The 21,794-nt window shown below is 61.2% G+C and carries 15 protein-coding genes and 1 pseudogene; 13 read left to right on the top strand and 3 right to left on the bottom strand.

Translation table 11 applies throughout. The annotated features are described in order from the left end of the window. A pseudogene (locus HMPREF2942_RS07720) lies at positions 1-239 on the top strand (hypothetical protein); the annotation flags it as partial. 24 nt (positions 240-263) lie between these two features. Next, on the top strand, positions 264-644 hold the full coding sequence (locus HMPREF2942_RS07715; protein WP_070635119.1) for a hypothetical protein: 381 nt from the start codon (positions 264-266) through the stop codon (positions 642-644). A 97-nt stretch (positions 645-741) separates the two neighbouring features. Here HMPREF2942_RS07715 and HMPREF2942_RS07710 read toward each other — a convergent pair whose 3' ends face one another. Next, complete coding sequence (locus tag HMPREF2942_RS07710; protein ID WP_070688787.1) at positions 742-3,762, bottom strand: choice-of-anchor M domain-containing protein; 3,021 nt, start codon at positions 3,760-3,762, stop codon at positions 742-744. 274 nt (positions 3,763-4,036) lie between these two features. On the opposite strand from HMPREF2942_RS07710, the gene HMPREF2942_RS07705 reads away from it, so the two are divergent. From HMPREF2942_RS07705 to HMPREF2942_RS07680, 6 genes are all read left to right on the top strand, one after another. After that, a complete protein-coding gene (locus HMPREF2942_RS07705) occupies positions 4,037-6,367 on the top strand; it encodes a TIGR03773 family transporter-associated surface protein (RefSeq protein ID WP_070688786.1) in 2,331 nt (776 codons plus the stop codon). Then, positions 6,354-8,105: an anchored repeat ABC transporter, substrate-binding protein gene (locus HMPREF2942_RS07700; protein WP_070688785.1), complete on the top strand. Its 1,752-nt coding sequence runs from the start codon at positions 6,354-6,356 to the stop codon at positions 8,103-8,105. The genes HMPREF2942_RS07705 and HMPREF2942_RS07700 overlap by 14 nt, the downstream gene beginning before the upstream one ends. Before the next feature lie 93 nt (positions 8,106-8,198). Then, complete coding sequence (locus HMPREF2942_RS07695; protein WP_070688784.1) at positions 8,199-9,254, top strand: TIGR03773 family transporter-associated surface protein; 1,056 nt, start codon at positions 8,199-8,201, stop codon at positions 9,252-9,254. Continuing rightward, positions 9,251-10,129, top strand: a complete 879-nt coding sequence (locus HMPREF2942_RS07690; RefSeq protein WP_070688783.1) for a metal ABC transporter ATP-binding protein — start codon at positions 9,251-9,253, stop codon at positions 10,127-10,129. The genes HMPREF2942_RS07695 and HMPREF2942_RS07690 overlap by 4 nt, the downstream gene beginning before the upstream one ends. Beyond that, entirely contained in the window at positions 10,126-10,980 is an 855-nt protein-coding gene (locus tag HMPREF2942_RS07685; protein ID WP_070665781.1) for an anchored repeat-type ABC transporter permease subunit, read from the top strand. Before HMPREF2942_RS07690 ends, HMPREF2942_RS07685 begins: the two co-directional genes overlap by 4 nt. A 284-nt stretch (positions 10,981-11,264) precedes the next feature. Then, on the top strand, positions 11,265-12,335 hold the full coding sequence (locus HMPREF2942_RS07680; RefSeq protein ID WP_070665779.1) for an alcohol dehydrogenase catalytic domain-containing protein: 1,071 nt from the start codon (positions 11,265-11,267) through the stop codon (positions 12,333-12,335). Between the two features lie 510 nt (positions 12,336-12,845). Here the strand turns inward: HMPREF2942_RS07680 and HMPREF2942_RS07675 are convergent. Beyond that, positions 12,846-14,213 (bottom strand): NADH dehydrogenase, encoded by a 1,368-nt coding sequence (locus HMPREF2942_RS07675; protein ID WP_070688782.1) that lies wholly within the window; start codon positions 14,211-14,213, stop codon positions 12,846-12,848. Between the two features lie 192 nt (positions 14,214-14,405). After that, a complete protein-coding gene (locus HMPREF2942_RS07670; RefSeq protein ID WP_049341972.1) occupies positions 14,406-15,971 on the bottom strand; it encodes an MFS transporter in 1,566 nt (521 codons plus the stop codon). 177 nt (positions 15,972-16,148) lie between these two features. On the opposite strand from HMPREF2942_RS07670, the gene HMPREF2942_RS07665 reads away from it, so the two are divergent. The 5 genes from HMPREF2942_RS07665 to HMPREF2942_RS07645 all read left to right on the top strand — a co-directional run. Then, positions 16,149-16,727 (top strand): TetR/AcrR family transcriptional regulator, encoded by a 579-nt coding sequence (locus HMPREF2942_RS07665; protein ID WP_049363760.1) that lies wholly within the window; start codon positions 16,149-16,151, stop codon positions 16,725-16,727. 136 nt (positions 16,728-16,863) lie between these two features. Next, complete coding sequence (locus HMPREF2942_RS07660) at positions 16,864-17,184, top strand: putative quinol monooxygenase (protein WP_012904344.1); 321 nt, start codon at positions 16,864-16,866, stop codon at positions 17,182-17,184. A 260-nt stretch (positions 17,185-17,444) separates the two neighbouring features. Further along, the gene (locus tag HMPREF2942_RS07655; protein WP_070505485.1) at positions 17,445-18,257 is read left to right on the top strand and encodes an NUDIX hydrolase; all 813 of its coding nucleotides are present in this window, start codon (positions 17,445-17,447) and stop codon (positions 18,255-18,257) included. 496 nt (positions 18,258-18,753) lie between these two features. Beyond that, positions 18,754-20,541, top strand: coding sequence for an ATP-binding cassette domain-containing protein (locus HMPREF2942_RS07650; RefSeq protein WP_070688781.1), 1,788 nt, complete (start codon positions 18,754-18,756; stop codon positions 20,539-20,541). Between the two features lie 457 nt (positions 20,542-20,998). Continuing rightward, on the top strand, positions 20,999-21,794 hold a 796-nt coding region (locus HMPREF2942_RS07645), incomplete at its 3' end, for an ATP-binding cassette domain-containing protein (protein ID WP_141755601.1).

Here is a 21,794-nt window from a genome sequence, read left to right as displayed (position 1 = left end):
ATGACATGGTGGGGTTCTACGCCAAGTCAGGCACCCAGATTGCCCTGTTTAGCCCGTTGCCTTATAAAAATTACCGGCTTTTGGCGATTGTGCGGTTCAGGATTGAGAACGAGCGTTGGCCTGACATGGACACCCCGGATGATGTGGCTCAGGTGAACCGTTTGGATTGTGCCGGGAAGACGATGCGCTACTTTGAGAATCTGGGGAAGGTTACTGGCCTTGCCGACGTCGACATGTAAATCGATCAAGAAATGAGGGAATCAATGGAAGTTAATCGTAAATTGCAGGAAAGAATTCTAGTAATTGCTTTAACTCTGCTGAGCGCATATATACTTTTTGTCATTCCTCAAAATGCACGCGATGACAGCGACGGTATCACTGCCACCTGCACCGTAACGAAGGCATATGCGCAAGAGCGTCGCGGCACGGATGTTAGTGGAATGACTGACACCGGGTTAAAAGGCGTCTTCGAGACGGAGGAATGCGGCACTCTCACGATGTACGCAGCTCCCGAGGGATGGAAGATTTCCGAATATGTTAAAACCGCACAGCCTGGAAAAAAGTACCTATTCCACGTATTAAACTTATCCACTAAAAAAGATCGGGATTTTGATACGACCCGCTTTGAAGAAATCAAAGAATAACAACCTCATAAACTAAAAATAAAGCCCCCGCGGCCGAGAGTTCACTCTCTCAGCCGCGGGGGCTTTATCGTATCAGCGTGTCCTCACGCAGCAAGCGCTAGGAGGCGCGGCGGCGAGAACGCAGCACCATCACAGTGCCCGCACCGAGCACCAGTGCGCCACCCACAGCCACAGACACCGCACCGAAACCAGTGCGCGCCAGGCCACCCTGCTGGGAGCTAACGCCACCCGACGCAGCAGACACACCAGACTGACCCAGGGAGCCGCCACCGGTACCACCACCGGAAATACCACCCGGGTACACGCCGCCAGCAGAACCATCAGCCGAACCGTCAGAGGAGCCCTGCGCGTTCACGCCACCGGCGGCGCCAGCCTGACCGGACTGACCACCCTGCGCGGCACCAGACTGCGCGGAGCCGGGCTGGTTGGCACCAGCGGTACCGCCCGGGGTTGCCGAATCCACACGGCGCACACCGCTAAAGTCGTCCGCAGCCGCGTTCGGGTCCTTCGGCACGGCAGTCTCAAACGAGCACGCATCCGACGCCTTCTTACCCACAGCAACCGCAAGCTGCTGCACCGGGCTGTTCACCTCAGTACCATCAGCCAGAGTCGCAGAATAGTGCACGTCAAACATGTACTGGCCGGGCTCAGAGAACACCCAGTTCGCGTGTGCGTGCGTCGCGTAATCAATGTCGATCGTAGTCTTGCCGGTCGTCGAGTCCAGCAGCACATCCGCACCGTTCAGCGACTCGGTGAACATGCCGAAGCGCGCACCCTCAGGCATGACCTTCGGCACCACGTGCAGGCGCACCGGGCCGCGCAGCTGCGAGTAGTCAATGTCCTGCGTGTTGTAGCCGGGCCAGGGCAGGCCGCTCTGCTGGGTCTGCGGCAGGCCGTAGAAGGCGGTGCCGACCGGGCCCATGAAGTTCAGCTTCTCATCAGCCATACGTTCGGTGCGTACACGGCGGGCGTTCTCGCTGACCGTCCACACGACCGAATCGAGCGGGCGCACGGTCGAATCAGCGTCAATGATGCCGCTGTCGTCACGCAGACCCACGGACAGCTGGCGGTCCTTCAGGGTCGCCTGAATGTCCAGGTGACCGTGCGAAATCTTGGTGCGGCCGTCAATCTGGCCGGGCACGCACTGGTTACCCGGGGTTCCGGGGGTGGACGGCTGCGCAGACGGTGCCGGGCTAGTCGGAGCAGGTGCGCTCGGGGTCGGGTTCGCGGGCGCCGGAGTCGTCGGTGCCGGAGTCGTCGGTGCCGGAGTGGAGGGCGCCGGAGCAGGCACGCTCGGCTCTGCGGAGGCGGTCGGCACCGCAGGCACGCTCGGAACCTCGCTGGGGGACACCGACGGAACGGTGCTGGGCTCAGCGGTCGGAGCCTCGGAGGGAGCCTCGCTCGGCTCAGCAGAAGGCTCGGCAGAGGGCGCGACGGTGGGCTCTGTGCTCGGGGACGGATCCACCGGAGCAGGCTTCGGCGCATCGCTAATGGGTGCGCTGTCGGGAGCCAAAGCACCGTGCGCAGTGTACTTGGTGCCCGGCTCGTAGTTCGCCGCAACCTCAGTGGTGGAGGCGGAAGCGTTCATATCCGGGTGGGTCAGCATCTTCACGCGCAGAGCCGTGCCCTTGTAGAACGACTCGTCACGGAAGGTAAAGCGCGCCACGCCATCCTCGACGGAGCCTTCCAGGTCGAGGTACGGGTAGACCGGGTCATCTTGGGCGTAGAAGCCGCCGCGCATGAAGCCGCGCACCTTCGGGTCCTTGAAGCGGACCTCAACAGTGCTGAAGCCGTTGCCGTTCGGGGTGACGGTCACGTCGTAGTCCATGCTGGTCGGCGTGTACTGCTGGGTGCTGAGTACGGTGTTCGCCTGATCCGGGATTTCTTCGGGCCAGGAGCCGTTACCGTCATCGCTGTACACGCTCTCAGCCTTGCCGGGCTCGTAGGTGAGCTTGTGCGAGATCCAGCGGGACGCCTCCGCGCTATTCTCGTCGGAGGTGTCGGGGGTGAAGACCGCCTGCAGCTGGGAGCCTTCGCTACCGAGCATTTCAGACCAGGTGGCGGTACCGTTCACGACCGGCAGGTCGGTCAGGAAGTAGCCGTTGTTGTACAGGGTCAGGGTGCCCTTGAGGTTCTTGTTCGCGGCGGTGAAGGTGATGTCGCTGAGCTTGTCGTCGGCATCCTTGTTCTTAGCCGGGTCGGCGTCCAGGCGGTGCGGTGCCACGGACAGCATGTACTTTGCGGCGTCCAGGTCACCGACGGGTGCCGCGTTGTAGCGGTCGACGGTGGGCACGGCGGTGGGGGTGCCGTCACCGAGCACGGGCTGCATGCCGCCAACCTGCCAGACCAGCTTCGACGGCTTGGAGCTAATGATGCGGCCGTCGGTGGAGCGCGCCACGGTGCGGTAGGTGACCACGTAGCGGCCGGGGCGGGTGAAGGTCGTGGTGTTGTGGGTGTGGCTACCCTTGTCGAGCAGCCAGGAGTGCCAGCCGGTGGAGCTGCTGGAGAGCATGCGGTACACGTCAGCGGGGGCGTCGTCCGGGTTGTAGCGGAAGAGCTCCATACGGCCGGGGCCCTCAACGGAGAGAATGTCGGTAGCGAACACGCCGTCACGGAAACGCTCGGTGGGCACCTTCGTGGAGGCACCCAGGCCAGCCCAGATGGGGTCCTGGTTGCCGTAGGTCAGGTGCGGTGCCATGTAGAGGGTCTGGCCGGGTTCGCCGAGGAACGCCAGGGAGGGCGAGTCGCCCAGGGTCATGGTGTACTGCGACTTGCCGTCCCTGGTGCTGTAGCCCTTGCCGACCCAGTTGACGGTCTTGTCCAGTTCGTAGGTGTCTGCACCGGTCTTGTAGGGGTTCGCCTCGTTCATGAGGACGAAGGTGCCGTTCTGCTCGTCCCAGTATGCCTTGGGGGCGTCAACGTGGCCCTTGGTGGTGACGATTTTGCCGTCGTCGGGGCCTGCTGCGGCGGGCAGGGAGGGGGCAGCGCCGGCGAGCGCGAGCAGCGCTGCGGCGGAAAGGAATGCGGCTGCGCGGCGGAGGGCGGGCTTGCCGCCGGGGATGAAGAGTGCGGGGGTGTGTGTGGTGACCCGTCGTTGGGTCTGCTTCTGAGAGCTCATGACAACCTTTCTCATTTTTCTATTTCCTAGGGTAGCTCTTTTGCAAATAATTGTCATTTAGAACCTAAGTGAGTATAGTGATTCTCAGAAACACGTGTGCGCCGAGGCGCGCCCAAAAACGCACACCACGTACATCCACAAAGAGAAAAACACGGCAGAGCGCACCCCGGACGCAGGGGAGAAACCGGCAACAGGCCGCCGGACCCAGCATCGGGCAAACCCCGAAAGCATCGGGCAACGCGCCAGCCAACGAGCAGTCATCCAAGGAGCCACCATGCAAGGACGCACCAAACCCCTGAGCCTACTCAGCGCAACCACCCTCGGATGCACCCTCGCACTCGGGGCACCCCTCGCCCTCCCCCAGGTCGGCACCTTCACCGCCGCACAGGCACAGGAAAACCAGACCGGCACCCAGGCAGGTACCGAGTCGCGCGCCTACGTCAACTACGAAGGTGACTACGTCATCGCGGGCGTACACACCGAAATGCTCAACGCATTCCTCGACGGCAACCAGTTCACCCTCGCCACCCTCGCAGACACCGGCCCCGGCCAGCAGGGACGCTTCAACCCCGCCCGCACCGTCTTCCACCTGCCCGACGTCGAGGATGCACACACCAACGTCGTAGCAGGCTACGACTACATTGCCCCCGAAGGCACCGACATCTTCTACATTCCCTCCACCCGCACCCGCGGCCTGCTCTACCCCGGCCTCGGTGCGGAAGGAATCCGCCCCGGCGCGCTCAAGGACAACACCATCAACCTTGAACTCGTGCGTAGCAGCGTACCCGAAGGCGGCCGCGCCGAAGTCTTCACCGAATCCGGTCGCGACAACCCGCGCGTCTTCAGCACCAACGACAAGCTCGCACCGCACACCATCACCTCTGGCGGCCACGAGCACCTCAGCTGGGCATTCACCCGCGCCGGCATCTACCAGCTGACGTTCCGCGCCACCGCAACCCTTGCCGACGGCACCCCGGTCAGCTCCGAGGCGACCTACACCATCGCCGTGGGCACCAACGCCGAGGACGGCTTCAAGCTCCTGAACGCGCAGAACGCCGCGAAGGAAGCAACCAGCGAGGCAACGAAGGAAGCGACCGAAACCCCCGAGGCGACCTCCACCGCCACCGAGAGCGCCACCGGCAGCCCCAGCGCATCTACCTCCGCAAGTGCTGAGGCTAGTGCATCTGCGGAGGCGAGCGCATCCACCGGTATTCGCCGCGTGGATGGATCCGTGAACGGTCAGAACGCCGCGCAGGTGACCGACCCGAACGGCGCGAAGGCGGCGGCAAATGGTGAGCAGGCGGCCCAGGGCGGATCTGGTGTTACCGCTATCAGCGGCACCGACAACACCAATAACGGCTCTGACAAGGGTGAAAACAAGGACGGCAACGCCACCAGCGCGAAGGGATCCAGTGTGAAGGGCTCCAACGCCCAGAACATTAGCGCGCCCAGCAGCAACGGCGGCGGCATTACCGGCAACGGCGTGCTGTCCTCCGGTCTGCCCGGCAGCCTGAACCAGCAGTGCATCGCCACCGAGGTTCCCGCCGAAGATGCCAAGGACTCCAAGGACGCTCAGAAGGACAACAAGCAGAGCAACCAGGCAGCCCAGGCACCGACCAGCATCCCCACCCTCGCCGTGGTCAACACCGCCGAGCACAGCGGCCGTGAAGAAGTCACCCACGGCCACTTCGACGTGGGCCCGATCCTCAACGGCGGCAACCTCACCAGCAGTGTGAAGGACGACCGTACCAGCCCCGCCCGCCACGTCTCCCCCGGAGCCCTCGAGTTCGTACTCAATGACGCCGCGAAGATTAACCTGCCCGCAGGCATGGAGAACATCGCCCCGGCGGGTACCCCCGTGCACATGATCGGTGCAACCCAGCAGCAGGGCGTGCCCTGGCTCGGCTGGAGCACTCAGGACCCCGAACTGCTCAAGCAGCTCGACGGCCCCGTCACCATGAGCCTCAACGGTTTTGAGGGCCCCGGCACCATGTCCACCTTCCTCTCCGGCAACTTCGGTTCCGCCGGTCAGAAGGTCTTCGATTCGCGGAGCGGCGGCTCCTTCCAGGTGCCTGCAAACACCCACCAGCACAGCAACTGGGTGTTCACCGCCGAGGGTCGCTACACCGTGACCATCGGCTGGACTGCACGCCTGAAGAATGGCCAGCAGGTCAGCAGCGAATCGGTTCTGCACTTCACCGTCGGCAACCCCGATAACGCCCCGGCAAGCAACAACGCGCAGGGTGCGGCAGAAACCAAGCAGGACGGCGGCAACACTAACAACGCTAACGGCGCCAACAACGGCGGCGAGAAGAGCACCGCAAAGAACCCCGTCAACGGCACCGTCGACGAAGCCACCGGCATCGTCACCAAGCCCGATGGATCCAAGGTGCGCATCGTCGGCAAGACCGCCTCCGGTGAGGATTGCGCCCTGACCAGCCAGGAACTCGCCAACGCCCAGAAGGCAGCCGCGGCAGGCAAGCTACCGAACACCGGTGTGGTCATCGACCCGTTCATGGTCAGCACCTCCATTCTGGCGCTGGCACTCGGTGCCATGATTTTGCGTTCGGCACGCCGAAAGGGCCGCAGCGGTGACACCGCATAGCGGGCATACCGGCAACCGCGCACACGCTTATAGTCGGCGTACCGCCCTCACCCTCGCCTCCCGTATTGCGGTGGGTGCGGGGGTGGGGGCTGGTGCCTTCGCACTGAGCGGATGCGCCAGCACCGTGAACGCCTCCTCCGACCGGATGCGCGTGGTCGCCACGACCCCGATCCTGGCGGACTTGGCGCAGCAGATTGCAGGGGAGCGCGCCAGCGTGCACTCCCTCGTGCCTGCCGGCGCTGACCCGCACTCGTATGAGCCGAGCCTGCGCGATATCCGCGATGTCGCCTACGCCCGCTGCGCCCTGACGAACGGCCTGCTGCTGGAGCAGCGTAAGCTCAGCAAAATGGTTGAGGCGAACCTGCCCACAGGCGTTGTGTCCGTGGCGGTTGCGGAGAAGATTGAGCAGTACGGCGGCAAGCTGGAAGCCATTGTTGAGGATGCCTCCCTGGACTCCATCTGGCTGGGTTTGCGCGTTGAAGAGGGCGGGCAGAACGAGTCCGCCCCCGCCGACTCTTCGGATGCAGGAATGCGCTTTGAGGTGCAGAGCGTGCGAGCGCGTACCTCTACCGATTCCTCGAATGCGCAGCTGGCGGCGTTCATTACGCAAACCTTCGGTGCGGTGGAGATGCTGTGCGATTCGCATGCGCGCGGCGTGAACCTCACCCGTGAGGGGGACACCGCGATCCGCACCGGCGATATGGGTTCGCTGGAGCTTCCGTTGCAGGCGCATACGCACCTGTCGTGGGCGTTTAGTGATGCCGGCGAGTACGCCATTGAGCTGAGCGCCACCGCGGTCAATGCGCCGGAGTCGGTGCGTTCTTCGCGTGGCACCCTGTACTGCGCGGTCGGTCGTGACCCGCAACAGCTGGTGGACCGTCTGGCGAAGGAACAGAACGTTTCCGCCGCCGAGATCAAGGTTCTTTCTGCAGGTCACGCCGATATTACGGCACGTACCGGCGACGGCAGGCTCGTGCTTCGCGCGGATTCCTCCCAGGGCGCCGTAGAGTACGAACTGAACCGTACCGTGGTCGCGGTCCCCTCCCGCACCCTGCAGGAGGTGCCCGCCGGCGGTAGCTACCGTTTCCTGCGTTCGGGTGCTTCGGAGCATCGCGGTCAGGTGTATCTGCTGGCGCAGGCCGTTCTGGGCAAGCACGTGCACGGCGAAATCGACCCGCACATTTGGCATTCGGTGCCGAACGCGAAGGCGAGCGTGCAGGTCATTCGTGACGCGCTCATCTCCGCCGACCCGGAGGGTGCGAGCGAGTACGCGACCCGCACCGAGCAGGTCATGAAGGAGCTTGACGCCCTGGACGCTCAGCTGCGTCAGGTGTACGGGGGTCTGCCGGAGTCGGCACGCAACCTGGTCACCACGCACGACGGCTACCGCTACCTGGCGAGCACCTACGGGTTGCACATTGCCGGTTTTGTGAGTGCCAGCGCCAGCGGCGAGCCGAGCATTCAGCAGCGTCAGCGCCTGCGTCGCACGGTCGAGGATTTGAAGGTTCCAGCGATTTATCTGGACAAGTCCACGGCGATGCGTTCGCCAGTTCTGACGGAGTTGGCTCGGGAGGCTCAGGTGCGTACCGGGGTGCTCTATTCGGACACCCTGGATGCGCAGGCTCCTCACTACGCGCAGATGATGTTGGCGAATGCTCACACGATTGCGCTGTGTTCTGGGGCTAGTTCTGGCGGCGACTCTTCGGGTGCTAGCTGCTCGGAGGCTAGCACCTCGTAACCCGGTTTTAAGCTACCCACAAGCTTATATAGCCATATCAGCATATAGATAATCTTTCACACACCACCTAGGTCATGATTCAAGGAAGTCCTCATGATGAACTCAACCACCCGCTCTTCTCGTAGCCTGTCCGCCCTGGTGCTGGGCGCCAGCCTGATGCTCGCACCCCTGGGCGTGGCACACGCGGACACCACCCCGGCAACCGCTGAGAGCGCCTCCGCTCAGCCGAGCGACAGCAACCTGAGCCGCGGCGATCGTGCTCTCACCCAGACCCTGTCGGCGGAGCAGCCGGTCGCATCCGGTCGTACCGAAATTTCCGCCGGTCACGTGGATATGGGTCCTCGTTTCAACAACGGCAAGTTTGAGCTCATGCTCCACGACGACCACGGCGAAACCCCTGTCTGGCGTAGCCTGGACGAGGTCATCTACCGCGGTAGCGATAAGGCCATCCTGGAGGTGCCGAACGACCCGCGCTACTCCTTCGTGGGCGCACCCGCCGGCTCGAAGGTGTACGTGATTCCGCAGACCGAAACTAAGGGCGTGATTTGGCCGGGTTGGAACACTCAGGATCCGCAGCTGGTGTCCAAGCTGAACCGCGGCGTGAACCTGACCCTGGAGCAGGTGAGTGGCCCCGGCACGTTCAGCCTGTACCTGGAGAACGGCAACTTCTCGGCGCCGCAGGTGCTGTGGTCCTCGACCAAGAGTGAGCCGCAGAAGCTGTGGGTTGAGAAGAACACTCACACCCACGCGAACTGGGTGTTCACCGCGCCCGGCGAGTACCTGCTGAAGGTCACCGCGAGCGCTGAGCTCTCTGACGGTTCGACCGTGTCCGATACCCGCTACCTGAAGTTTGCGGTGGGTGACTCCGCGAGCGCTGATGCCCTGTACGCGATGGAGGCGCAGGCACGCGGTTCCTCGAACTCGGCTTCTTCTGCTTCTCAGGCATCCGGTACTCAGGCGTCCGGTTCTTCTTCTGCCGCCGCAGCGAGCGACCAGAGCGGTTTCCGTGCCGAGTTCTCGATTTCCTGGAGTCCTATTGTCGCTGGCATCGTGGTCGTGGTGGGCGTGGGCGCGTTCATCGCCTCCCGTCGCCGCCGCTCCTCCGCTCAGCGTGAGGCACTGGATGAAGTGCGCGGTGACCGTTCGTGAGCGCGTCGGTAACAGCGGGTACTGAGCCCGTCCTCGAAATTTCAAACCTGTACGCGGGCTACGCACGCCGCTCCATCCTCAAGGATCTGTCCCTGACCCTGGAGCGCGGCGAGTTTGCGGGTCTGATTGGCGCCAACGGTGCCGGTAAGACCACGCTGCTGCGCACCATTTTGGGCCTGATTCGCCCCGCCTCCGGGCAGGTTCGCGTGTTGGGCGAGTCGCCCCGCGCGGCGCGTGCGCACATCGGTTACGTGCCGCAGAAGCACCAGTTCCAGTGGGATTTTCCGCTGACCGTTAAGGATACGGTGATGACCGGCCGCGTGCGTGAGATTGGGTTCTTCCGCCGCCCGGCGAAGAAGGATTGGGTGCAGGTCTTTTCGGCGATGGAACGCACCGATGTTCTGCACCTGCAGGACGCCTCCATCGCGGAGCTTTCCGGTGGCCAGCGGCAGAGGGTGTTACTTGCGCGCGCCCTGGCGGCCGGCCCCTCCCTGCTGCTGCTGGATGAGCCGTTTACGGGCGTGGACGCGCCGACTCAGACCACTCTGACCCGCCTGTACCGTGAGTTGGCGGGCGAGGGCATCACGATTCTGATGTCTACGCATGACATGCTGGCGGCGCGTGAGTCCTGCTCGCGTCTGTGCGGTGTGCGCGGCAATATTCACCTGGATGGTCCGGCGGACTCCTTTAGCTTGGAGCAGCTGCATACGTGGTTGCACGGTCACGATATTGAGGAGGCGCAGGGCCACGCCCGCACGGGCTTCACCTGTGCCGGTGGTGCATTGGATGAGTACGGCCACGAGCTGCCTGATTCCTGCGCTTCTGATCATTCTCTCTCCCCCGCCCATACTGCTTCTACCGGGGGTGCCCGTTGATTACTCCTATCGATTTTCTTGCCGACCTGTTCAACCCGTCTCTGGCGTTTCTTCCGCGTGCCCTGGCGGCGGTGCTGCTCGCGTCGGTGGTTACCGGTGTGGTGGGCTGCCACGTGCTGATGCGCGGCATGGTCTTCATTGGCGATGCGGTGGCGCACTCGGTGTTCCCGGGTCTTGCGGTGGCGTTCGTGTTGGGCGGCAACCTGATGGTGGGTGGCCTGACGGCGGGCGTGGTGACGGCTATTCTGGTCGCTATTTTTAGCCAGAATCAGCGGCTACGCGAGGATTCCGTGATCGGTATTTTCTTCGCGGCGTCTTTTGCGTTGGGTATTGTGATTATTTCATTGGCACCGGGCTATTCGGGGTCGGTGCAGGATTTCTTGTTCGGCTCGATTGTGGGTGTTTCGAATGAGGACATTACCCAGGCGGCGATTATGGGTGCCGTTATTCTGCTGGTGTTGTGGCTGTTCCACCGCCAGATTGTGACGGTCAGCCTGGACCGTGAGAGTGCCCGCGCGATGGGCCTGCCGGTGCTTGCCTTGGATATTGTGCTGTACGTTCTGGTGACCATTTCTGTGGTGCTGGGTCTGCAGACGCTCGGTAATGTGCTGGTGCTGGCGCTTCTGGTGATTCCGGCGTCGGCAGCCCGCCTGGCGTGCCGCCGACTGGGGTCGATGATGGTGTTCTCGCCGGTGTTTGGCGGTATCTGCTCGATTGTTGGCCTGTACCTGTCCTGGGCATTTAACCTGCCGACGGGTGGCACGATTGTGCTGTCGATGGTGGCGGCTTTTGTGCTGGTGTGGGCGGTGACGGCGGTTCGTTCGCGAGCGCGTGCCCAGCTGAAGAATTAAACCCAGCTCAACCTCGACTCAATCCAACTTTCCTCGATTAAACGCACGAGGCGCATCCCTGTTTGAGGGGTGCGCCTCGTGCGTTTTTTACAGGTCTTAAATACCCAAAGTGAATCATGTTCATGTTTAAAGAACCAAAAGATACACTCCGCGTAATAAAAGCGCATAATTCAACATGTCGGGTTTAATGAAAATACAACCTATCAAATATTTCTTATGGGTTGATACATGTAGTGATAAAACAGTCACTGCACCCTCATTAGAGCTTCAAAGAAGGAGTTATCATGAAGGCATATGTATACCACGGCCCCGACCAGAAGGGCGCCTGGGAGGAAGTCCCGAACCCCACCATTCTTGAGCCCACGGACGTTATCGCCCGTGTCGACACCACCACCATTTGCGGTACTGACCTGCACATCCTGAAGGGCGACTGCCCCGAGGTGGACCACGGACGTATCCTCGGCCACGAGGCTGTCGGTACCATTACCGAGATTGGCTCCGCGGTGACTGACCTGAAGGTCGGCGACCGCATCATCATCCCCGCCGTGACCAGCTGCGGTAAGTGCTCCTACTGTAAGGCGAACCAGCCTTCGCACTGCCAGACCGTTGGTGGTGTCGGCTGGATTTTCGGTTACATGATTGACGGCACCCAGGCAGAATACGTGCGTGTTCCCTACGCAGAGACCTCGGTCCACCTGGTTCCGGAGGGGCTGACCGATGAGGACGTCCTCTTCCTCACCGACGCACTGCCCACCGGCTTCGAGATCGGTATTCTGAACGGCAACACCAAGCCCGGCGACACCGTCGCTGTCGTGGGTGCAGGCCCCGTGGGTCTGGGCGCAATCATGACCGCTAACCTCTGCGGTGCCGGCCGCGTCATCACCATCGACTTTGACGACAACCGCATGAACAAGGCACTGGAGCTGGGCGCCACCGATAAGGTCAATGCGGGCGACCCGGACTTTATCGAGAAGATTAAGGCCCTCTCCCCCGACGGCCTAGGCGTGGACGTGGCAATTGAGGCTGTGGGTGTTCCGCAGACCTTCGAGACCTGCACCAAGATTGTTCGCCCCTACGGCAACATCGCTAACGCTGGCGTGCACGGCAAGCCCGTTGAGCTGCCCCTGAACACCATGTGGATTTCTAACGTTCGCATCAACATGGGCCTGGTCAACTGCAACACCGTCGGTAACCTGCTGAACATGGTCCGCTCCGGTCGCCTGAACGCTAAGGCAATGGCAACCCACCACTTCACTTTCGACCAGTTCGAGGAAGCCTACGACCTGTTTACCCACGCTGCCGAGCACAACGTGGTGAAGGTTGTTATCTCCCGCGACCCCGAGGTTGCGGCATAGACTGCGGTAGGCTCATATACCGCTCATACTGAAACCCCGAACTTTCGTTAGGGATTTCAGTGGGATGTATTCATGACACTGCGAACATCCCCACGATTCGCCTCCGGGTGGGAGAGGGTAGGTCCCACCCGGAGCGCGAATCGCCCTCCCCTACCCCGAGATGTAGTTATTTTCTGAAGAGACAAGATTTTCTGAAGATTCAAGAGATGCGCCAGCTCGGGGTTTTCTGTTCCCTCAACCCATTCTTTGGTGGGTTTAGGGGCGGTTCCTCAAGCATGATGCACCCTCTGCCGGGCGCTCTGCCGACCCGCTTCGGCGGGTTCTTCTGCCAGGCAACCTCTACCGGTGGAGGGGCGCATCATATGACTCTTCTTGGTCGGGCGGTACCTCCGATTCTGCTCGCCCTTGAAGGGAATAGGAAAAGGGTCGTACGCTTACGGTTCAATGGCGAACTCGTAGGCTGCGACCCTTTTCTCATGCCCGGATTTTCGGCGCCCTCGGGCGGGCTATTTAGTTTTTAGGCTTCTCAGTACCGGGTTTCTCAGCGCTGCTTTTCTCATGACCGTCGGCATCGTGCAGGATGCGGGTGAACGCCTCCGTGGGGTCATCTGCCCCAGCTGCGACGGATACCCCAACTGCGGTGGAAGGTTCGGTGGCGCTTCCGGTGACGGGTTCGGTGGGCGCATCCTCAACGGGTACTTCAGCCAGATTCTCGGCAGGTACCTCGGCAGGAGCCTCGACGGACACCTCCGCGACGATGGGCTCCTCCGAGGCGGACTCCGCAGAGGCAGGCGCCTCCGGAGCCTTCTGTGCATCCTCCGGCTTATCCTGAGCCGGCGCCTCTACAGGCTGCCCAGAAACACCCTGCTCAGTAGCTACCGGCTCACCGTGCGCGGATTCCTTCTTCGCATCCTTGTGCGCGTCCTTATGTTCGAGCCTGTAGATGATGCGCGGTTCCAGGCGCTCAAAACCAATCTTGGAGCGCACCCAGTTCACGAAGCGGTCGATACGGTCCTCACCCTCGGTGGTTTCCGCAACCCGGTAGTTGCGCGGCAGCATCACGCTGTCGCTGAGCACGCGCGGGTACTCATCAATCTCCTGAATACCCGCCATGTACATGTTCTCGCGGAACTGGTGAGCGAACTCCTGCTGACCGAGGAACAGCTGGTCGGCGTAGGTTTTAGCCGCCAGGCGCTCGCTGTAGGCGTCCTTGGAGTCGCGAGCGCCCTTCTTGGAGCCGTAAATATCCCAGAAGTAGAAGTACACATTGTTCGCGATAATGGCGGAGATAATGCGGTTCTGCAGGTACACGAGGGCACCGACGGCGACCGCACCAACAATCAGGAGCACCACGGCGAGCGGGGAGAGTGCAAAGTCAGACAGATTGCCGCGGTGGTTCGTGAACAGGCCAATCAGGTAGGCGATGGTGACCACGATGATGGGCACGCCGATGAAAATCACGGCCAGCGGAACCCAAATGTACAGCAGGGCACGTAGAATCAGGCGGTAGTAGCTAATCGAGTCGCCAATGGGGATGGGCGTAGGCTTCACGGAAGAGTGCGCACGCTTCATGAGCAGGCTGAAGATACGGTTGCTGTCGATGCCAACTTTACGCAGCTTCGATTCGAGGGACGCACGCTTGAGGAAGACCCGGTAGTTTTCGAGGACGACGCGCTGGTCGGAGGTGAGCTTTTCGGGGTCGGGTAGGGCGTTGAGGTCCAAGCCGGCTTCGGTGAGGAGCTTGCTCCACAGTTCCAGTCGCGCCAGTTCGGAGGGTTTTGCCGCCGCCTGCGCCTGGTAGTTCTTGTAGGAGATGAAGATGGTGCTAGCACCAATGAGTAGCGTAATAAAGGGTGCTATCCAGTCTTTGAGTCCCATGGTGGCGTTCTTCCTTGATTGTGTGGAGCCGCTGGTTCCTCTGCGGTCGGGGCTGATGCCCGCTGTTTTACCGTACCACCGGCACCTGTGCTGAACCTTTAAATGCGCAGGTGGGTGCGTAAAAATAGCCCCACCTCCTCACGCGTAGAGCGTCAGGAGGCGAGGCTTACGTATGCGTATTAGTGCGCTGGTTTAGTGTTCAGCGGGCTTCATTTCGCGCGGTGCCTTGCGGATCATGAAGTAGCTAATGACGGCCATAACACCCATGAGCACGGCGCTGAATGCGGAGCTCAGCACCACGCCGGAGTCGAAGGCAGCGAATGCGGAGGAGAGCAGCTGGTTCGCCTGCTCGCCACCCACCTGGCTTGCGACCGTCACGGCACCGCCGAGGGTTTCGTGGGCGTGGTCGGCGAGAGTCTCATCCAGGCCGTCGGGTACAACCACATTTGCGCGGTAGACGGCGGTGAGCATGCCACCAATGATGACGGTGCCGAGCACCGTACCTGTCTCGTAGGAGGTCTCCGAGATCGCGGATGCCGCACCAGCCTTACGCGGCGGCACGCTGGAGAGCATCAGGTCGTTCGAAATGGTCTGCGCAATACCGATGCCGGTACCGAGCACAATGAAGATCAGGATAATCACCAAGTCGTTGTGCGCACCCAGGAAGGCGAGCACCGCGAACGCGGCAGCGTGGAGCGCCAGACCGAAAGACACCACCTGCGCCGGGTGGAAGTGCACCGCCACGCGCGCAATCACCAGACCGGCGATAATGATCGCCAGGGTACCGGGAATCAGCAGCATACCGGCGTACATGGGCGGCAGACCGGAGACCAACTGCAGGTGCTGGGAGGCGAAGTAGATGAAGCCAACGTCCACCATCATGGAGATGAGGTTTGCGGTAATCGCGCCGGTGAACACGGTGTTGCGGAAGAGGCGCACATCCAGCATGGGCTGAATATCGTTCTTCTCGCGGTTGAGCTGACGCAGCACGAACAGGACAATGAAGCACAGGCCGGCAAGGATGGTGCTGATAGCCACCGCATCGAACCCGGTTTCGGAGGTGTGAGTCAGACCGAAGGTAATGCCGGTCATGCCGGTCATAATCAGCAGGATGCTCAGCGGATCCACCGGGCTGGGGTTCGGGTCCTTCGACTCGGGAACCATAATCGGGGCGAGAATCAGCAGAGGAATCAGAATCGGCACAGCGAGCAGGAACACCGAACCCCAGTCGAAGTGCTCCAGCAGGAAACCACCCACAATCGGGCCCAGCGCCGCACCCGCCGAGAAGCCCGAAGCCCACACGGCAATAGCGATGCGGCGCTCGGTCGCATCCACAAAGATATTGCGAATAATCGACAGGGTTGCCGGCATGAGCATGGCGCCAAAAATGCCAAGCAGGGCGCGGGCAACCACGAGCATCAGCGCGGAGGGCGCGAATGCCGCGAGCGCAGAGATTGCCGCGAAGCCGGTCGAGCCGATGAGCAGCAGCTTGCGGCGACCGATGCGGTCACCGATAGCGCCCATGGGCACGAGCAGGGCGGAGAGCACCAGGGAGTAGGAGTCAACGATCCACAGCTGCTCCGCGGAGGAGGGGCTCAGCGCCTTAGCGATTGCGGGCACCGCGAAGGCAAGCACTGTGTTGTCGATGGAGACCAGGAGCACCGGGAGCATGAGCACACCGAGTGCCGCCCAGCGCTTGGTCTTCTGGTCGGGGGCGTGAATGGGCAGAGCCGTGGTGTGCGGATTGTGATTCGTCATGGGTTGTTTTCGTGCGTCTATAAGGTGTCGGCTGATGCGGCGGACGCGGCGGCATCAGCTCGGCCTGTCTTTTGGGCTAGGTCTTTTAGTGAGGTTTTAGGGGTCCGGACGGGGCCATAAACGAAGATTAACTATACCAACTGGACGGTATAGTTTCAAGCGGTTAGACTGGTACACATGACCACCCCCAACCACCGAAAACAACGCGCCACCAACCCCCGCGAACACATCCTCGACACCTACGTCGACCTGCTGATTCGCTCGGGAGAACGCGCCGCGACCCTCGACGCCGTCGCCACCGCCGCCAAGGTTTCCAAGGGCGGGCTACTCTACCACTTCGCCTCCAAGAAGGCGCTACTTGAAGCGCTCGCAGAACGCACCCTCACCCTGGCTGAAGAGGACTTCGCGGCGATGGAGCAGGCACCCGAGGGGGCAAGCGCCTACTACATCAATTCCTCCACGCCGGATAACACCCCGTTCGACCGTGCCCTCATTGCCCTCAGCCGCCTGGCGCAGAACAATAATGAGCTCGCCCAGCAGACCATGAGCCGCGTGCAGGAGGGATGGCATGCACTCGTCCTCGCTGAGCTGGGTGACGAGCAGATTGCCCGCGCCGTGCTGCTTCTGGGTGATGGCATGTACTACAACGCGGCGTTCGGAGGCGACTCCGCCAGCCCGCAGAGGGCTGCAGCCATCGCGGCAGACCGTGCGGCGCTCGAACGTGCACTGCAGGTACTCAAGGCGGCGGCTCGTTAAACCACAAAAGCCACTCGACACAGCGGTTAAAGCCACAAGCTAAAACCGCTACCTCAAACCCTATTCTTCAGCGCCGGCGAGCACCCGGGGCTTAAACTGGAAGGGTACGTATCTACTCTTCAACCAAGGAGTTCCGATGATTTTCATTGCTGTAAAGTTCCCCGTCAAGCCCGAATACGCTGACCAGTGGATTGAGAAGACCCGCGCTTTCACCGAGGCAACCCGCGCCGAGGAAGGCAATAAGTTCTTCGAGTGGTCCCGCAGTGTTGAGGACCCGAACGAGTTCGTTCTGCTCGAGGCTTTCAACGACGACGCAGCCGGCCCGCACGTGAACTCTGACCACTTCCAGCAGGCTCTGAAGGACATGCGCCCCATGCTGACCGCAACCCCGAAGATTGTTTCTCGCCTGGTTGACGGCGACGGCTGGGACGCTATGGGCGAGCTACAGATCGACTAGTCTGCACCCCCGACATGCACCCTAAAATTGCATAGTTAGACGTTGCATAAGTAGACACCGGAGCGCCTCTCCCCCTGTTCTATTGGACAGGCAGGAGAGGCGCTTTGCGTGTCCGGTACCTGAACTTTTCCCCTTGACACGACGCGGATGGTACCGGTTTTCGACTCAGCGAGTGCCTTGCGTGCATTTTTACCCTATTAACCCCTTAAAATGGGTAGAGTATGCACACCTATCGATACCCATTCGCACAGGAGGTCTGAATGAGCATCGCATCCCAGCCTCTTCCCGGCGCAGTCGCCGTCGAAGAGCACAACGACGTGGACCACACCTCTGTATCCCTCGCCGTCTCGACCGTTATTCTGGCACTGCGCCCCAAGGAAAACGAAACCCACCCGACCCTGTGGCTGCCGCTGGTTCGCCGCCTCCGCGAGCCCTATAAGGGCCAGTGGGCGCTTCCTGGCGGTCCGCTCAACCCGAATCTTTCCCTCGAAGAGGCAGCGGCTTCGACCCTGAAGCGTGCAACCAACCTGCAGCCCGGCTACCTGGAACAGCTCTACGCATTCGGTGACGTTCTGCGCACCCCCGAGGCGCGTGCCGCCCGCGTTGTGGGCGAGCCCGAACCGGCACCCGGCACTGATCACGAGCGCGTGGTTTCCGTGGTGTACTGGGCGTCGATTCCCGCCACCGAGGTCGCGAACACTCGCGTGCACGAGAACATCCGCTGGTTCCCGGTGGATGAGCTGCCCGAGCTCGCCTTCGACCACAACGAAATCATTGAGTACGCGCTCTACCGCCTGCAGAACAAGGTCGAGTACTCGCGTATTGCCCACTCTTTCTTGGGTGAGGAGTTCACCCTGGCGCAGCTGCGTGAGGTGTACGAGGCGATTCTGGGTCGCACCCTGGATCCGGCGAACTTCCGCCGCCAGATTGCGGCATCGAAGTCGATTATTGACACCGGCCGCCGCGTGGAGGGCACCCGTCACCGCCCGCCGCGCCTGTACCGTTACAACGACGCTCAGGCGTACGCGGATGCGGGCCCGCTGGGCATGTACCGCGAGCGCCACGAGGCGTAATAGCCTTTCGCGCGTTGTACGCGCGCAGATTTAATGCCTAAAAGGAGGGGCGGCACCGTGCGGTGTCGCCCCTCTTTTTGCGTTCTCTAGGGGGTATCGGCACTTGTCAGGCGGTTTTTCGGGAGGGTGTTTGACTCAGCACCCACACAGTTTCTATGCTTGAGCCATCAGCTCTCTATCCGCGCTACCCCACCGTGGGGGGGTAGCCTAAGGGACTGAACATATCGATTGACCGAAGCCACCCAAGGCACGACCGGGGTGCCCTTCGGAATCTAGGAGGCATCAAAGAAATGACCCACCGAGCATAAGCCCGGACTCAGAAGAATTTTTCGCGCGCTCACGTAGCAGCTCTACGGACACGTTTCCTACGTGCTCCAATCAGTGCGCACGCACCCGGGCACAGGTACATCCACCGTTACGCTCGGGTTTTTTCATGCCTTCACGCCTTCATGTGCGCTGGCAGGAATCCGAGCACCTACTCGAAGGAACTCGGCCCATGTCACGTCACATTACACTCGACCATATTTCGTACGCACATCCGGGTGAGCCCCCGCTTTTCACCGACCTTTCCGCGGTATTTTCTGCGCCACTCACCGGGCTTATCGGCGATAACGGCGCCGGAAAAACTACCCTCTTCAGACTTATTCTTGGCGACATAAACCCTAGTCAAGGGATAATCAGCACCCCACCGCGCATAGCGTACCTACCGCAAGATTTAGGGTTGAGTGGGCATCAGCATCTTGCCGATATTTTTGGAATTACAAAAATACTGCAGGCGCTTGATGCGCTGGAATCGGGCGAATATTCCCCCAGCCTTTACGACACCATAGGCGACGCCTGGGATATTGAAGAACGCACCCTCGTAGCCCTTGCCGAACATGGTTTTGGTCCTGCCCTCACTACGACCGATACACAGGCCCGTCGCAACCTTCTGATGCGTCCCCTTAGCACCTTTTCAGGTGGTCAGACGGTCACAGCCGCACTCATCGCGCTTCTGTATTCAGATCCAGAGTTCATTCTGCTCGACGAGCCGACGAATAACCTAGACTCTGCGGCGAAGGCTCAGCTCTTCACGGCACTGGAAGCGCTGCCCTGCCCGGCGCTCATTATTAGCCACGACCGCGACCTATTGGAGCGCATGCACGTGATTGCCGAGCTTCACGCCGACCGCCAGGGGCTGGCGCATCTGCGCCTCTTCGAGGGTAACTACAGCACCTACCGGCAGGCATTGGAGACCGAGCAGCAGGCGGCTCAGCGTCGCGTGACCGAGGCGAAGAATGAGGCGCGTAAGGCTGAGCGTGAGCGCGCCGAGAACCAAATTAAGCTCGATCGCAACGCCCGCCGAGGCCGCGAATTTGAACGGTCAAAGCGGAAACCTGGCATGGCTATGGGCCTGGATAAAAACAGTTCAGAGCGCTCTGCCGGGAAACTTCACACAGCCCACGAAAGCATGGTGGCGGATGCGCGGGCGGCAGTTGGAGAAGCCCAAGAGAACCTGCGCGTGCAGGAGCGTATCTATCTGGAACTTGTTCAGGATGCGCTCCCACTGGGGCGGAAGGTACTGGAATTACATCGGGTGAAGAACGACTCTTGCGCGTCTACACCGCAGAGCGCCGACCTTAAGAATGCATACACCCAAAACACCGTTTCACGTGAAACACAACCATATAAAGTTGATTATCTGCTTCAAATCCAAGATTCTCCCGAGGTTCTTATCCTGACCGGACCCGAACACCTGCACATCACGGGCGCAAACGGCAGTGGCAAGACTGTGCTTCTCAATGCGATAGCGCACGCGAATGACCCTGATTACCGTTCCCCAGTGCCGCCTGCATACCAAGTGCTCTACCGCCTGGACAACACCGCATACCTGCCGCAGCGCATCACCCTCGACCCGCAGCTCACCCTCCTTGAAACCGTACAGAGGGCGAATCCCGGTGCGAGCGAGCAGCATCTGCGTGACCAGTTGGCGCGCCTGCTCTTCCGTCGCGAAAGCGTACATCAGCGCATTGGGGATTTATCCGGAGGTGAGCGCTTCCGTGCCGCGGTGGCGCAGGTGCTTCTGGCGGATCCGGTGCCGCAGCTACTCATGCTGGATGAGCCGACGAATAACCTCGATATTTCCTCGGTGGACTGGCTGATGCAGGCGCTCGAAGCATACACCGGCGCGCTCATCGTGGTGAGCCACGATGAGGATTTCTGCCGCCGCATCCGCATTGACCGCACGCTCAACCTTTCAACAAAAACTCTCGGGAAGGAACCATTCGGGGAATCAGCATGCTGAATCTTCTCCTACATGGGAAGGTGTTTGACTCAGCACCCACATAGTTTCTATGCTTGAGCCATCAGCTCTCTATCCGCGCTACCCCACCACGGGGGTAGCTGGCGGAGCTGAATGTATCGTTTGACCGAAGCCACCCAAGGCGCGACCGGGGTGCCCTTCGGAATCTAGGAGGCATCAAAGAAATGACCCACCGAGCATAAGCCCGGACTCAGAAGAATTTTTCGCGCGCTCACGTAGCAGCTCTACGGACACGTTTCCTACGTGCTCCAATCAGTGCGCACGCACCCGGGCACAGGTACATCCACCGTTACGCTCGGGTTTTTTCGCACCCTTTTTAGGGCGATCCTCTTACCGCCACGCGCTCAGCATAGGCACCCCCAAACCGCCGGCACACTGCTGCAACGCACCACCGTCGGAGTTTGAGAGCACCCGAGCATCCATACCTCAAGGAGCTCGTATGACACACGTACTTCAGCCGCAGGCGACCTTTCCCCGTTCCGCTTCTTCCCGCGATGTCCGCTCGCACGCCACTTCCCATGCAGCGGCGCACATTAGTATCGCTCATCTGCACTTTGCGCACCCGAGCCAGCCTCCGCTTTTTGCGGATCTGTCGGCGGTATTTTCGGCACCTCTGACCGGGCTCATTGGTGATAATGGTTGCGGAAAAACAACCCTTATGAGGTTGATTTTGGGTGATTTGACCCCGGATTCCGGTTCTTTGGCGGCGCCGGAACACATGGCGTATCTACCTCAGGATATGGGTCTGAATCGGAATCAAACCCTCGCCGAGCTCTGCGGAATCGCCGAGATTCTGCGGGCGCTACAGGCGGTAGAATCCGGCGAATACTCCCCCGAACTCTACGAGACCATCGGGGACAGCTGGGACGTTGAGGAGCGCACCCTCGCGGCTCTTGCGACCTACGGTTTCACCCCGGCGACCGTGGTTGATCGCGACAACCCGCAGGCGGTTCGCGCACTCTTTGCTCGCAGTATGCGCAGCTTCTCCGGTGGCGAGGCGGTCATTGCCGCGCTTGCCTCGCTGATGATTTCTGATCCCGAGTTCATTCTGCTCGATGAGCCGACGAACAACCTGGACTCCTCAGCGAAGGCTCAGCTCTTCGCCGCGTTGGAGGCGCTACCCTGCCCGGCGCTCATCATTAGCCACGACCGTGACCTGCTGGAGCGTGTAAACGTGATTGCGGAGCTTCACTCCGATCGTCAGGGGCTGGCGCATCTGCGCCTCTTCGAGGGTA

It is taken from the genome of Rothia sp. HMSC071C12, assembly GCF_001813895.1.
In the GTDB taxonomy this organism is placed as follows: domain Bacteria; phylum Actinomycetota; class Actinomycetes; order Actinomycetales; family Micrococcaceae; genus Rothia; species Rothia mucilaginosa.
Note: the sequence above shows the minus strand (reverse complement) of the source record. Positions and strands in the feature narration are given on the sequence as shown.